11 protein-coding genes and 1 riboswitch are annotated in these 14,776 nt (G+C 37.6%); of the genes, 6 read left to right on the forward strand and 5 right to left on the reverse strand.

The window, feature by feature from the left end:
• From ACFVT8_RS22795 to ACFVT8_RS22805, 3 genes are all read right to left on the reverse strand, one after another.
• The coding region (locus ACFVT8_RS22795; RefSeq protein ID WP_387224329.1) for a hypothetical protein at window positions 1–305 on the reverse strand (305 nt) is incomplete at its 3' end.
• 290 nt (window positions 306–595) lie between these two features.
• Window positions 596–5,689 (reverse strand): DUF4132 domain-containing protein, encoded by a 5,094-nt coding sequence (locus ACFVT8_RS22800; RefSeq protein ID WP_387085802.1) that lies wholly within the window; start codon window positions 5,687–5,689, stop codon window positions 596–598.
• 10 nt (window positions 5,690–5,699) lie between these two features.
• Complete coding sequence (locus ACFVT8_RS22805) at window positions 5,700–6,119, reverse strand: hypothetical protein (protein WP_387085805.1); 420 nt, start codon at window positions 6,117–6,119, stop codon at window positions 5,700–5,702.
• A 634-nt stretch (window positions 6,120–6,753) separates the two neighbouring features.
• Between ACFVT8_RS22805 and ACFVT8_RS22810 the strand changes: the two genes are divergently transcribed.
• The 6 genes from ACFVT8_RS22810 to ACFVT8_RS22835 all read left to right on the forward strand — a co-directional run bounded on the left by ACFVT8_RS22810 (window position 6,754) and on the right by ACFVT8_RS22835 (window position 13,230).
• Window positions 6,754–7,926, forward strand: coding sequence for a glycosyl hydrolase family 18 protein (locus ACFVT8_RS22810; RefSeq protein ID WP_483869510.1), 1,173 nt, complete (start codon window positions 6,754–6,756; stop codon window positions 7,924–7,926).
• A 133-nt stretch (window positions 7,927–8,059) separates the two neighbouring features.
• The gene (locus tag ACFVT8_RS22815; protein WP_387085808.1) at window positions 8,060–10,288 is read left to right on the forward strand and encodes an S-layer homology domain-containing protein; all 2,229 of its coding nucleotides are present in this window, start codon (window positions 8,060–8,062) and stop codon (window positions 10,286–10,288) included.
• Window positions 10,289–10,447: 159 nt separating this feature from the next.
• Window positions 10,448–10,882: a MarR family winged helix-turn-helix transcriptional regulator gene (locus tag ACFVT8_RS22820; RefSeq protein WP_387085811.1), complete on the forward strand. Its 435-nt coding sequence runs from the start codon at window positions 10,448–10,450 to the stop codon at window positions 10,880–10,882.
• Window positions 10,883–10,932: 50 nt separating this feature from the next.
• Window positions 10,933–11,916, forward strand: coding sequence for a ring-cleaving dioxygenase (locus ACFVT8_RS22825; protein WP_387085814.1), 984 nt, complete (start codon window positions 10,933–10,935; stop codon window positions 11,914–11,916).
• Between the two features lie 91 nt (window positions 11,917–12,007).
• Window positions 12,008–12,625, forward strand: a complete 618-nt coding sequence (locus ACFVT8_RS22830) for a nitroreductase family protein (RefSeq protein WP_387085817.1) — start codon at window positions 12,008–12,010, stop codon at window positions 12,623–12,625.
• Between the two features lie 62 nt (window positions 12,626–12,687).
• Window positions 12,688–13,230, forward strand: a complete 543-nt coding sequence (locus ACFVT8_RS22835) for an NADPH-dependent FMN reductase (RefSeq protein WP_387085820.1) — start codon at window positions 12,688–12,690, stop codon at window positions 13,228–13,230.
• On the opposite strand, the gene ACFVT8_RS22840 is transcribed toward ACFVT8_RS22835, so the two are convergent.
• Complete coding sequence (locus ACFVT8_RS22840) at window positions 13,227–13,400, reverse strand: hypothetical protein (RefSeq protein WP_387085823.1); 174 nt, start codon at window positions 13,398–13,400, stop codon at window positions 13,227–13,229. The two genes, ACFVT8_RS22835 and ACFVT8_RS22840, sit on opposite strands and share 4 nt — an antisense overlap.
• A 284-nt stretch (window positions 13,401–13,684) precedes the next feature.
• Window positions 13,685–14,281, reverse strand: a complete 597-nt coding sequence (locus tag ACFVT8_RS22845) for a biotin transporter BioY (RefSeq protein ID WP_387085826.1) — start codon at window positions 14,279–14,281, stop codon at window positions 13,685–13,687.
• A 172-nt stretch (window positions 14,282–14,453) separates the two neighbouring features.
• Window positions 14,454–14,646, forward strand: a riboswitch (cobalamin riboswitch).
• Window positions 14,647–14,776 lie beyond the last annotated feature (130 nt).

Consider the following 14,776-nt stretch of genomic DNA (forward strand, 5'->3'; position numbering starts at 1 on the left):
CGCTTTCGCGCAGATAAAACAATTGCCGCTGACGCTTCGCTTTCGCGCAGATAAAACAATTGCCGCTGACGCTTCGCTTTCGCGCAGATAAAACAATTGCCGCTGACGCTTCGCTTTCGCGCAGATAAAACAATTGCCGCTGACGCTTCGCTTTCGCGCAGATAAAACAATTGCCGCTGACGCTTCGCTTTCGCACAGAGCAAAGCTTTCTGGGCGCGTCCGATGAGCCGCTTGGGCCAACACGAAGGCGTTATCACAGGACGTGATGCTTTTAGCCTTCGTTCCTCTAAATCGCTGATCCCCAAGGAGTCGCCCAGTCTCCACCGCAATCAACCACTTCACTTAGCATGTCACTCTAATTTATAGGGAACTTCAGCAACAATCTGTGTGAAAGCGTAGTGCTAATAACAACAAATGTGCGAGTAGCCTGGGACGGAAATCACCTTTATTTAAAGAACCACAACATTCACAAAGAATTCTCTGACCATTTTGTTTTCAACACTATTAATGGCCCTCCAAAACGGAGGGCATTGGAAATTTAACAACTGGGGAGGAAAATCAACTAGCCGCTGCTTTCGTTTATGCACAAATGTCTTTAGCGCGTTTGTTCATAGCTGCGAATATGTCCTAAAATAGCAGGATCTTTTATTTTTGTATCTTCGCTTAACAGTAAAAGCTTTGACATGATTTCGGCTGTACGTGGGTCGTCATCTACCATAGGTAAGAAAATACGTCCGCGGTGCTGAGATTGTACGGCGATTATTGGAATCATTGATCCGCCCACTTGATGAACAACACCACTACCTAAGTGTAATGAGTAGCTTGCGAGTTTGCCTTCAATTAGTACATGGTGTTTTTTCACTTCAACATTCGTTAGCTTTAATAACTTCGCTAACTCCTCCACAATGATACTACGCATATCAATTGTAGAATGGCTTGCCTCAGGATCGACACCACCAACATGTGCAACACTTACAACGAGGTCAATATCCCGCATTACTTCAGAGAATATCGTTGCAGGAATATCATCTAATGTTATGTCTTTACCTGTTAAACGATTGTAGAAATAGACGCCCTCAATTGTTGGTGCTTCAATATCTGCTGGCGTAAACCAATCTGCTTGCGTATACAAGGAGGCAACGATGTTTTCCTTGTAATACACTTTTCGTGGCCCTTCATCATGACTAATTTGCCATCCTCGTGTTTTTAGAAGTGCAACCGTTTGAGACGGGTTGACTTGATGTCCCGCATAGCGCAATGATCTTTTTTGTCCTTTTTCATCCGCATTCATAACATACAGCTCGCGGAAAATTTGCTTAAATGGCTGTTTTATTTTCTGTTCAAACATAGAAGCTTGCCATTGACGCCATTGACCGCTTTCGAGTAGATGATATGGATGGGCAATCGTTAATGTTGCTGTCGGAGCAAGTGAAACTATTTCATCTGATAGTAGCTTAAGGCCATCCTCAGTTAGCAATCCGAAATGCCCTTCATTTTTAAAGACGAGCTTTTGAAGAAGCGGAGCCAAAATAGGATGCCCTAATAAATTAATCAGCTCTTCAGCAGAGTATTTAGTTTCAAGCTCCATCGCCTGTTCAAGTGCTGGGCGTGCTCGTTTATATTGCTCCAGCAATTCTTTTCGCGCCTGTTGTAATGCTAAAACTTGCTCCTGCTTTTTCAGAGCAGCAGGGATATTTTTAAGTCGTTTCCCATCTTTTTCAACGATAATCGTAACATTTGCATCTTCTTCAATTTGTAAATGTGCAGTAATATGTTCTATCTGTTGTGCATGGAATAAATGTTTTATATCGGTAAAAGCTGATAGCTCCATACGCCATGTGAAGCGTGTTGTTTCGCCATCTCCTGCATTTCTCGCTAAATTTTCAAGCGCAATGTTAGCTGCACGTGCTTCGCTCGCACGACGCTGTGCTCCAAATTGTTTACTATCCTTTACAAATTGCTGGATAAATTGATAACGAGTTAGTGCATCCTTTTGATCCGAATTTTTCAATGGAATAAGACCGAGCGCACGTAATTTATCTTTATTACGTTTATCACGAATTTCTTCCATTAACGGTTTTGGGCTAAGCTTACCTATAGCTGTATCTGCATAAAGCTGTGCCCGACGGTGGTTAGCTCCCTCCGATGCGTATTTTGCTGCATCATAGACGATTTTGAATTGTTTAGCACCTAGTGTTTGATGGGCACTTTGGAACCAAGCTAAATCAAAGGCACCATCACGGAAATCATCAGCAGTAATACTTGAGAAAAGGGCAACCTGATCTTTAGCAAAATCCGATAAATGGTCGGTCGTATGAGCGATAAAATACCAAGCTGATTCTTTTAATCCTTCCCAGCCAATTACTTCACTAACAAGGTCTATCCAATGCTGGTTATACATCATTGCTTCAATTAGGCGCTCTTTTGAAATATCTGTTTTTTCCCATGCATTTTTTAATTGCTGTGCCGTTTCATCTTTTTTAGGATAGCAGCTTGCAAGGAGACGAGAAAAAACATCCTTCTTCGTTTCAGCCTGCCAAATATAGCCACGAGCAAGCTTTTCACCGTCAAGTGCTTGTAAAATTTTTAAGAAATAATCAATACCCTCGAAATAGGAAATGCTTCTAGTGAGCTCCGTTACTGCTGTGGGAATATCACCGCGCATAAGCTCTATTTCTAAAATTCGATCGATGGCCTGCTCACGAATAGCAAAGAAATTCGATAAGTCTTCAAATGACTCTTTATAATGTTCTATTAATTTGTTTGGAGCAACCAACATCTCAGACGCTAGCGTATCCGTAAAGATGGCTTCAAATAAATGATCCTGAGTGAATAAACCTACATTAAAAGCATCTAGATATTGGGCTAACTTTAGAGAGTAAATACTCGGGCTATATTGTTCTTTCGGCATCCTCTTTGATAACTCTTCATTGATGGCCAGCATTTTGACAAATTCACCGTAAGTCCTATAGGTTAAGAAACATCGATCAACAAAGGTATCAATAACATCTAAATCTACTAATGATGAAGTAGAGCGATAAAAATAGTCCTTATCTTTTACTTCTAGCTTCCACTGCTCAGCAGGTATTTGTGTTAAAAGCTGAAGCATAATACCGATTGCTTGCTCAAAAGCGTTAAATTCTGGCGAATGCTCTTCAAGTAATGCGATAGCCTTTTTATGAAGCGCCTGCTCTCCAACAGTATCATTTAAATCAAGTGAGAGGACAGTGAAAATTTGTTTCATTGTTCGCTGATATTTTAATGCTTGGAACTTAGTAACGAGATTTTTTATTTCTACATAATTAAAGAATGGAGTGATTAAGGTTTGTGCTGCTTCGCTCAGTTCGTGCGCCGCAGGATATTCAGAGAGATTGTTGTAAAAGTTAAAATAAGCTAAATCCTCTGCACTCAATTTTGATGTCTTAATCCACTGAAGAATTTCATCTGGTATCGGATATACATCAAGACTTGCTTTTCGATTATTTTTTGCTTTTGACGCAATGACATTAAATGTTTGTCCTAATGTTGTTGTGATTGGCGTATCATCCCATTGATATTGATATGTCTCATACCCATATTGGGCATTGGCATCTAATAGTTGAATGAGCTGCTCGAGCTTTAATAAAAGCTTCTCTATATCATAATCAAAGAATTTTTTTAGTGGCATTGTTTCTTGTAAATATAAAGGAACTAGTTGCTGCCATGCTCCCATGCCATTCATCTTTATATCTGTTTTTGAAATGCTGTCATATTGAATAGGAGGGTGTGGCGTATATAAACCAAAGCCATTGTCCTCGTTATATTCTGGTACATCACTAGTTAACAATTGATCTAACAACACTTGCTCAGTCTTTGTTATTTTTGGAAGCTGGTCGCATAATGCTGTTATTTGCTCGCTAGTTAGGTGATATTCTTTAGAGGCCTCTAACAACAATTCTAGCCCTCCAAGTCGCTTCAACTGCTTCTTGTCTTTAATAAGGCGCTCAGCACTTTGCAATATTTTCTCTTGCGACTGTAGCTTTAAGAGGGAAATAGCTTCCTTACGAAGAGAACCTGATTTATTCGCTAAAAGGTCCTCAATTTTTAAAATTTCATCGTCTGTAAGTGTTAGTGATTGTATCTTTTTCAATGCCAGGGAACGATTAATGGAGCTTCGATCTCGTAAAGCGCTAAATAGAAAATCACGTTTTCCTTGCGTATTAATTTCAAGACAATAAATATTTAGAAGGCCGATTCTACTTGTAGGAGAGTAAGAATCTGCATTCGCAATAATACGTTGAAATAGCTCTTCATCTTGTAAATGATAGGCCAAAATTATTTGTGTGGAAATTAAATCTTCTAATGACAAGTGTGCATAGACGAATGATAAAGGTTTTCCTGTAATCGTTAAACCATCTTTCGTAAGTTCACCCTTTGCCCATTCAAGTTGTTCAAATAGAAGGTATTCAATGCCTTGCAGCTGGGTATTTTCCTGCAAGAACTTTTGTATATCCGTAGTCCAATCGTTAGCCCAAGCATATTCACTATTAATATAGTTATTTGCGTTTAGGAAATTCCCCCAAGCAAATGTAAATAGCTCAATATCCTTTGTTGTTAAAATGAGACCCTTAACAAACGGAGCAGTGAAGGAAACTTTCCCTAGATTTTTCAAAAATGCGAGTGTTGTCAGCTGGATATGTTTTTCGCGTTGCAACAACTCTGGCAAAATAGTATCGAGTTTCGTATAATCCTTCGTTGAAATTGTCCATAGTGCTACGTAAATATCAATCGTTCGTTCACTTTTTAATAGCTCAAGGGTGAAATGATCATCTTCAATTGCTCGAATTGCTAATGACAATACTTCCTCTGTTACTTTTTGATTATCAAAGCTATTATAGCCAAGCCCCATCCAAGTATCGACTGCGCGAATAACTGAGGAGAAACGAGTTAGCTGATGTTCCTGAATAAGCTTCATAATGGTAAGCTGTGCTTCTAATGTGCCATGATCAATATTTTCAACAATGGCTTGGCGTAGTCCCTCTTGACGTGCAGCAGCAACTAATAGTTTACCGAGTGCCTCGTGTAGACGAGCATTTGTCGATTTGAAAATACCCCTTATTAGTGGATATCCAAAAAAGCTGCCTTGATGCTCGTCAAATAATATATGTTCAACGGCTTCTTCCATAGCAGGGTTTTCTAATGACAGTTCTTCAGCAAGCATTTGTTCAAAAACATTAAAAGGCATTACCTTCATATTCTCATTTTTAACCACAAAGCAGCTGTAGTTAGGGTATGAACCATGCTCATATTGATTGTGATTCATCAATAATTCCTGTAGATTCATTTCTTCAAATGTCAGCATTTCTACAATTAATTGTAAGCATTGAGAAAGGTGGTCCTGTACGGAGTGTGTAGATCGAAATGACCTACGCATAATGTCAGTCTGAAACATTGTTGTATCGTAACGTAATACCAATTTCTTAATAGTTAGTGCTCGTTCTGGAGATGAAAATAGTGTTAGTACATCGAAAAGGGGTCTGGTAAATAGCTCCTCAAGTGTCGTGATCTTCAAATCAGCAATTTGCTGTCTAAAGGAAAAATCGCGATTATCCATATATTGAAGTAATGCTGTAGCCATTGGTTGAATGGCTTTTGGTGCAGTATCTATTTTACTTTGGAATTGGTTTATTTGATCGTTTGATAGTGTCATGGATTCCTCCTTACCAAATTCGTCCTGCTAGCATTGTCAGTTTAATAAATGTAAAAACATCATCTTCTCGTATTGCTAAAGGTTCATTAAGTGAATTTAATTGTTCTTCGTTTTGTAATACTAAAAAAAGTTCGTCTTCAAAGGCTTGAAGAACTGTGGATATTGCTTGATCTACAGACTGCGTAGAGGCGTTTTTTTTCTCACCAAAATGTACTTTGCCATGCAGCGCTGCATCCTCTAACTGCTGAGCAGTTATATAAATATGGAGCGGAGTATCCACCGCCTTTTCGTTATAATTATGAACCTCTTGTGTGACGAGTTGCTTAAGTAAATCTTTTAAAGTATGAACAGGCTCTTCAATAATGAATGGAATCTTTTGAAGCTTACGTGATTTTTTGCCGATCATTTTTTGTTGGTAAAATAAACGCAACCTAACACCTCCTTACAGTAAGTTCATTATACAAGAGAGTAAACGGTGAAAAGAATGAGGCATTTTACGCTAGTTGTGTATAAGAAAAATAGGGAAAAGTGTACAAAAAAATTTGTTTCGACGACTTATTAGGGAGTGTAGAAAGTGGGGTGAAGTTTGCATCATGATATATCAAAAATAGAACATTTGTACGATTGTTATCATCGTGATGTGTATCATTTTGCGCTCTATTAATCAAATAGCTGTTTTAAAGCGTTGAAGAAGTTAGACAATTAAAGGATAAAGATAGAGTAAAAACTTGGATCTTATCATTTGCACGAAATACAGCAGTGGATATACGTAGAAGGCAGAAAATAAAGCGTCTATTTTATAAGAAAATATGGTTCATTCGCTAGCATAAGCGGTGGATCCTTTTTTGTTTTAGGGAATCTGTTCTTACTGAACAATGACATCTTTTCATTTAATAATTCATAAGCTTTATAGGTGTGATTTTATCAAGCTAGAAGGAGGCACTGACATTCAAATACATGTTGTACGGGCAGGGGAGTCCTTATGGAGTATTGCGCAGGCATATGGGACAACAGTTCAAAGTATTGTAGATGCCAATCAAATTCCTGAACCAAACCGATTAGTTATAGGGCAAGCGCTTGTGATACCGATTGTCGGAAATTTCTATTATGTGCAGTCAGGAGATAGTCTATATTCAATTGGCCAACGTTTTGGCATTAATTATTTAACACTTGCTCAGGTGAACAATATTAGTCCGAGTCAACCTTTATCGATTGGTATGCGACTTTATATTCCACCTCAACCAAAAACAAGGGCTGAAACATTGGCATATTTAGAGCCAAAAGGGACATTCGTTAGTGAGGCATTACTGAGTCAAGCAAGAGAAGCAGGCCCATTTTTAACTTATCTTGCTCTATTTAGCTATGAGGCAAAGCGAGATGGGACGCTTAAGGTACCACCGAGTCAAGGTGTGACTCAAATTGCAAACGATACAGGTGCTTCTCTAGCTATGGTTGTCTCAAATTTAGAGAATTTTAGTTTTAGCGGTGATTTGGCGAGAGATATTTTTCAAAGTACAGCAGTACAAGATTTGCTCTTTAATAATATTCTTAAAGAGGCAAAGCGTTTAGGAACCATAAAAGATATTCATTTTGATTTTGAGAATTTACCGGGCGATCAACGAGAAGCGTATAACAACTTTTTAAGAAGAGCTGTGAGTCGATTCCATCCACAGGGATATACCGTATCGACAGCGCTAGCTCCCAAAACAAGTGCTAGTGAGCGAGGTCCGTGGACAGAGGGGCATGATTATAAAGCACATGGGGAAATAGTGGATTTTGTTATGTTAATGACTTATGAATGGGGATATTCTGCAGGTCCACCTATGGCAGTATCGCCACTTCCGGAAGTAGAAGCGGTTGTTAAATATGCAGTAAGTGAGATACCTCGGAACAAAATTATACTTGGTCAGAATTTATATGGGTATAACTGGACACTGCCTTTTGTACAGGGGGGGCCAAATGCAGAAGCAGTTAGTCCACAAAGAGCAATAGAGATTGCTAAGAAATATAATGCTGCTATACAGTTTGATTTGAGATCTCAAGCACCGTTCTTCGAATACTATGATGAGCAAGGAAAAGCACATGTGGTGTGGTTCGAGGATGCAAGATCCATCCAAGCGAAGTTCAATTTAATCAAACGATACAAACTACGAGGGGTGGGCTATTGGAAGTTGGGTCTACCATTCCCTCAAAATTGGTTATTAATCGGGTCAAATTTTGATGTAGTAAAGAAATAAGAATTTTCAGGAGCAACAAAGAAGCTCTATGTCTATTCTATTTTTTCAAAAACATAAATAATCTGAAAACATCATTTCCATTTTTGGTAATCTATATTATAATTATGGCAAATGATATTCTAGGAGGGATATTTTGGTAAATTTTAAAAAATTAGGAGTCATACTAACATCTACTGCATTTTCTGTTAGTGTACTTTCGCCAATGGCACAAGCTTCAGCAAATGTAAAAGAGCCACAAGAGAGAATTGCAATTCAAGTTGCTTCAACAGAAACAAAAGTAACAAAAAGTATGCTTATTAAGCAATTGAATACATTATTCCCAGATAAGTTCAATTTTGTAACAGAGAAAGATTTCTCAATTGGGGAAGCGCATTACTTTAATGACGACAAAACGATACGCTATGATTTAAGTTTCCATAAGGTAATTAATAGCAAAGAAGTTTATGGTAGTTTCACTTTTAAAGGTGATGGTTTAGAATTAGAAAATTTCTACTACCAACCTGCTAATATGGCGGATGCATTGTACCCAATAAAGTATTCAGAGGGGGAGGCAAAGAAAATTGCCCAAGACTTCCTAAAGAAATTGCCGAATACTGCGAATTACAAGCTTCGTGAAGACGGTATTTATGGTGATTTTGGTTCAAGTTTTAGTAGACCTTTATCTGAGCCAATTACGTATTCATTCACTTATTCACCAACACATAATGGTGTACCACTTAGTAATGAGTCTCTCAATATTACAGTTCTAGCGAATGGTGAAGTTACAAGTATGTATCGTTATACTGAGTCAACTAGTAAGGCAACATTTGATAACCTAGAACAGAAAAAGAATGAGTCAGATATACTTGCACAAGTTCGCGAAAATCTGTCATTAGATCTACGATATATGGTTGACTATAACTACCAAACAGGTGAAGCTAATGCTAAGCTTGTGTATATGCCGTCAACAAGCTTCAGTGGTGTACATGCAATAAACGGGCAGTGGCAATCAATGAATGGTTTCACTTCTCAAGTACCAAAGGTAAAAGGTATAGAAAAACTCGCATCGCAACCACTTGCGCCTAGAAAGAAGGATATTACAGTATCAGAAGTAGAAGAGTTAGCTAAATCATTCTTAAAAGTTGATTCAGACAAAGTAAAGTTACAAATTGAATCAGTTAATGAAAGAGAAAATGATAATGGCGAGACAATTTACGAAGTTAATTATATGTATGACTTTGGTAGCCATGGCTCGGGCACATCATTTGAAGTAAACAAGGCAACAGGTGAGATTACAAACTACTGGGATATACGTAGAGATTTCGAGGAGACAGATGATAAAGTAGAACCAATTTCAAAAGATGCTGCATTAACAAAAGCGATAGACTACTTAAAAGAGTGGGCTCCGTCATATATTCATAACTATTCAAAACCAATAGAAGATACACCATTTGATAAATACAGCAAACAGTATTATTTCTCCTTCCCACGTATTGTCAATGGCATTGCCGTAGCAGGGGATGAACTTTCTGTTGGTATTAGTGCAGATGGGAAATTAAGTTTTTTAAATGTTATTAATCATAAGATTGATAATTGGCCGTCTGTAAACAAAGCTATTCCTGCTGATAAAGCAAAAGCAACGTTCAGTGAAGGGTTGAAATTGGAGCTCCAGTATGCAAAACAGGATGGTGAGGATAATCACCACTATAATTTAGTATACTCTCCAGTATATAATGGAAGCTTGTTCAATAGTATTGATGCGACTACTGGTGAATGGCTTCAAAAAATAGATAATGTCAAAGATAAACCAGCCATTTCACATCCAACAGCTGGAGGAGAATTAACTTATTTACTGCGCCAAAACGTGTTAGAGGTTAAAGATCCAGCAAACTTTAATGCTGATACAGGTGTAACAAAGGGAGAAGCTTTGAAAATTTTAGTTAAATCATTATCATACGGATATGAATTCAGCCCGTATGGGAGAGACGACGAGAAGCAATCCTTTAATAATATTGACAAAAAGCATCCATTATACAAAGTCGTTGAACAAGCTGTAAGCATGGGTATTTTACAACCGGCAGATCAATTTGCAGTAGATACAACATTAACTCGTCAAGAGCTTGCAGAATGGTTAGTACGCATACTGAATTTAGAGAGTGCTGCAAAGCATAGTGACATTTACAAATTAAACTTTACTGATGCAAGCTCTATTGATCCAGCGTACGCAGGTTATGTTGCTTTAGCGAGCGCAATGGGACTAATTGATGGACAGCAAAATAAATTCAATGCTACTGAGAAAGTGACGTATGCAGATTTGGCTATATCTACAGTTCGTCTAGCAAAGGCTGTTTATGAGGATAACAACGGCCGCAATTACTATTAGTAATCGATAATTTATAAATGAAAGGGTATCTCCTATTTTAGGGGATACCTTTTTTATGATTTAAGTAAAACAAAAGGATTGCTGTTTAGAAGCTTATATGTTATTATTATCTCGAATTAAAGATAATTGAATTCGAAGTAATTGGAAAGAGGGAGTCGTATGAAGGAAGACAATCGTAATTTAAAAGCTTTTACGGTAATGTTCCGGGCGTATCAAACGATTCAGGATGCAACAAAGAGAGATTTACTTCAATACGAATTAAATCAAACCGAATTTTCGGTACTTGAGTTTTTATATCACCATGGTGAGCAGCCAATTCAAGTGATTGGAAAGAAAATTTTAATCGCAAGTAGTAGCATCACGTATGTTATTGATAAGCTCGAACAAAAAAGTTTTGTGTATCGACGTGCTTGCCCTAAGGATCGTCGTGTCACATATGTTTTATTAACATATGAAGGACAAACATTGATGGAAGAAATATTTCCAAAGCATGAACAAAAAATTAACGAGATTTTTGAAGTATTAGATCAACAGGAGAAGGACACAATGATTTTGTCTCTGAAAAAGGTTGGTTTGAATGCAGTTAATAAATAAAAAATTTTACGTAAATATCTCGAAATCGAGATAAGTAGGAGGAACAGAAAATGAATCATTTAAAAGGAATTCACCACGTTACTGCCATTACAAGTAGTGCTGAAGAGAATTATAAATTTTTTACTTATGTGTTAGGGATGCGATTAGTGAAAAAAACGGTTAATCAGGATGATATCCAAACATACCATCTATTCTTTGCAGATGATAAAGGTAGCGCTGGTACTGATATGACATTTTTCGATTTCCCAAACATTCCAAAAGGTGTGCATGGAACAAATGAAATTTCAAAAACTTCATTCCGCGTGCCAACAGATGTGGCATTGGACTATTGGGTAAAACGTTTCGATAAATTAAATGTAAAACATACAGGTATTAAAGAGCAGTTCGGCAAAAAAACTTTATCTTTCGTCGATTTTGACGATCAGCAATATCAACTTATTTCTGATGAAAACAATACAGGTGTGGCATCAGGCACTCCGTGGCAAGATGGACCGATTCCTCTTGAACATGCAATTACAGGCTTAGGTCCGGTTTTTGTCAGAGTTGCTGATTTTAAATATTTCAAAGAGATGCTAGAAAAAGTGATGCTCTTTACTGAAATTGCGGAAGAAGGGGATTTCCACCTATTTGAGGTTGGCGAAGGTGGAAACGGTGCACAAATCGTTGTAGAACTTAACACAGTGTTACCAGTAGCTCGTCAAGGCTTTGGTACAGTACATCATGCTGCATTCCGCGTAGAGGATCGAGCTGTACTAAATGAATGGACTGAACGATTTGAAAGCTTTGGCTTCCATACTTCTGGTTATGTAAATCGTCATTTCTTCGAATCACTTTATGCACGAGTAGCACCACAAATTTTATTTGAGCTAGCTACTGATGGCCCAGGATTTATGGGAGATGAGCCTTATGAAACTTTAGGTGAAAAATTATCGTTACCACCATTTTTAGAGCCAAAGCGTGCACAAATTGAAAAGCTTGTTCGTCCTATTGACACTGTAAGAAGTACGATTACGTTCGATAAAGAATATGAGTAATACTTTTTATTCCATTCAGCAGAGATACAAAAGCCTCTGCTCGAATGGAAGTTACATACTCTTAACAGAAAAATGATTGGAGGTCAATTAGATGGAATTTTCAAAACTAATAGATAAGCGACGTTCTGCGAATAATTTTATTGAGGGCATCAAGATGAGCGAAGAAGATATACGTCCCATTTTAGAGGATGTTAAGCTTGCTCCATCAGCCTTTAACTTACAACATGCCAATTACATCGTAGTATTAGATGAAGAAAAAAAAGAACAAGTAAGAGAAGCGGCATACGGACAGTATAAAGTGCACTCTGCCTCAGCAGTTATACTTGTTTTAGGAGATAAAGAAGCCTATAAAAACACTGCTAACCTTAATCAAGGGATGGTAGACTTAGGCATTATTAATGCTTGTGAGTTAGAAAATCTTGTCGATGAAAATACTAAATTTTATGAAGAACGTGGCGAGGAATTTAAGAAAGAGGAAGCTGTTCGTAACGCTTCACTTTCAGCTATGTTATTTATGTTGGCAGCCAAAAATCGTGGATGGGATACATGTCCAATGATCGGTTTTGATCAACAACAAATGAGAGCACTTTTTAACGTGCCAGAAACACATGAAATTGCACTAATGCTTACTATAGGTAAAGAAAAAGAAACTAGTCGCCGCTTACGTGGTTACCGTAAACCAGTTGAGGAATTTGCAACCTACTATTAGGGCGGTATAAAATAAAACTGTTTACAAATAATAAAATTAATGCACATTTAGGAGGAAATATTGTGAAAGTAGTAGCGATCGTAGGTAGTATCCGTAAAGAATCTTACAATATGCAATTAGCGAAATTTATTCAAAAGCGTTATACAGAGAAAATTGATCTTGAAATATTAAGCTTAAATGATTTACCAATGTATAATCAAGATATCGAAAATGAAGCACCACAACCTGTACTTGATTTTAAAGCAAAAGTAAAAGCGGCAGATGCAGTTCTTTGGTTGACACCAGAATATAATGGTACAGTACCAGGTGTTATGGTAAACGCCATCGATTGGTTATCTCGCGTGGATAAAGTAATGATTGGCAAACCATCATTCATGATGGGGGCATCAATGGGTAACTTAGGTACTGTTAAAGCACAATTACATTTACGAGATATTTTATTCTCACCTGGAGTAAACTCACCATTACTTAGTGGTAATGACGTTTATATTGGAGCAGTACACACTAAATTTGATACAGAAGGCAATTTAACAGATGAAGGTACTATCAAATTCTTAGATGTAGTTATTGATAACTTCTTAAACTGGATGAAAAAATACGTTTAAAAATAAAAAACTGGGATCATCACACCAAAACGTGTGGTTGATTTCCGTTCCGACTGGGCGCTTTGTAGCTGTCGCTTTGCTTTCGCTACAGAAAACATTTGTAGCTGTCGCTTTGCTTTCGCTACAGAAAACATTTGTAGCTGTCGCTTTGCTTTTGCTACAGAAAACATTTGTTGCTGACGCTACGCTTTCGCACAGAGCAAAGCTTCCTGGGGGCGTTCGATGAGCCGCTTCGCTGCAGGGTCTCGGGCCAACACGATGTTGGTCACGAAGGCGTTATCACAGGACGTGATGGTTTTAGCTTTCGTTCCTCTATTGCTAATCCCCGAGAAGTCGCCCAGTCTCCACTACAATCAACTATTTGCATAGCAAAAGTTATCAACAAATTTTGGTGATGAATCAAAAACTGTCCAATTAAGTATGCTATATACTTTTGGACAGTTTTTGTATCTCTTTATTTAATTGGAATTATTTTTAACACTTTTTGAAGGCGGTATGCAAAAATACCTGCAAATACAGCTAAAATAATATCTTTTGGTAAAGGGGGCATCATCCAAAGCCATGCTACCTTATAAGTGAAAGCATCAGTAGCACTAGCCCATAGCTTATAGGCAAAGTACATCCAATTTGTTCCTAGTAAATAATTAATAGCTGTAGCAACTAATGCTGCAACTACATAGCTTTTCTTCGTCCCACTGCGTTCTACAATAAGCCCCGCGACAAATGCAGCTACTATAAAAGAGACAATAAAACCAAATGTAGGACTTATTATTTGTCCAAAGCCTCCGTTGAATCGAGCAAATACAGGTGCACCTGCTAAACCGATACACATATAAACAGTACAAGCGAGTGCCCCTTTTCTACTACCAAGAATAAGCCCTGCTAAAATAGCAAAAAATGTTTGCAATGTGATAGGTACTCCACCAACCATCATGAAAGGTACAATGGACGTAATATTAGCTCCGATCATCATCAATGTTGAAAATAGTCCAATATAGGCAATATCGACTGTTCTTAATTTGTGATGAGTATGTTCTGCAATTGTTGTCATTATTTCACCCCTAAAAAGTAATGTTGATAATAGTAGTGTAAAAAAATAATGATTTTGTGTCAACTTGATAATTATATATAGTTAACACAAAGTGATTTTCCCTACTTAACTTGATAAATCATTGTTAGTTATAGACTAACTATTAAAATATATGATAGAATCGTCATAATTTTAAATATTCGATGCTAATGGTGTGACATCTTGTACAATGTGTCACTTAAAAGGGAAGTCGGTGCAAATCCGACGCTGTCCCGCAACTGTAAAGAGGAGTTCTATGATGATTTAGCCACTGTTCTAGGATGGGAAGGCAATCATAGTAACATTGATTCGAAGCCAGGAGACCTGCCAATTAGTAATTCCTGTAATGCCCACGTGGATGAAAGCAATTACGGACAATAGTAGAAGGAAATCTTTCTGATGTTGTTTTATCAAGGGTATTTCTATGCGTGTTTGCATAGAATACCCTTTTTTGTTTCATTTATCTTCATTCAATGC

Source organism: Lysinibacillus sp. NPDC058147 (genome assembly GCF_042884205.1).
Taxonomy (GTDB): domain Bacteria; phylum Bacillota; class Bacilli; order Bacillales_A; family Planococcaceae; genus Lysinibacillus.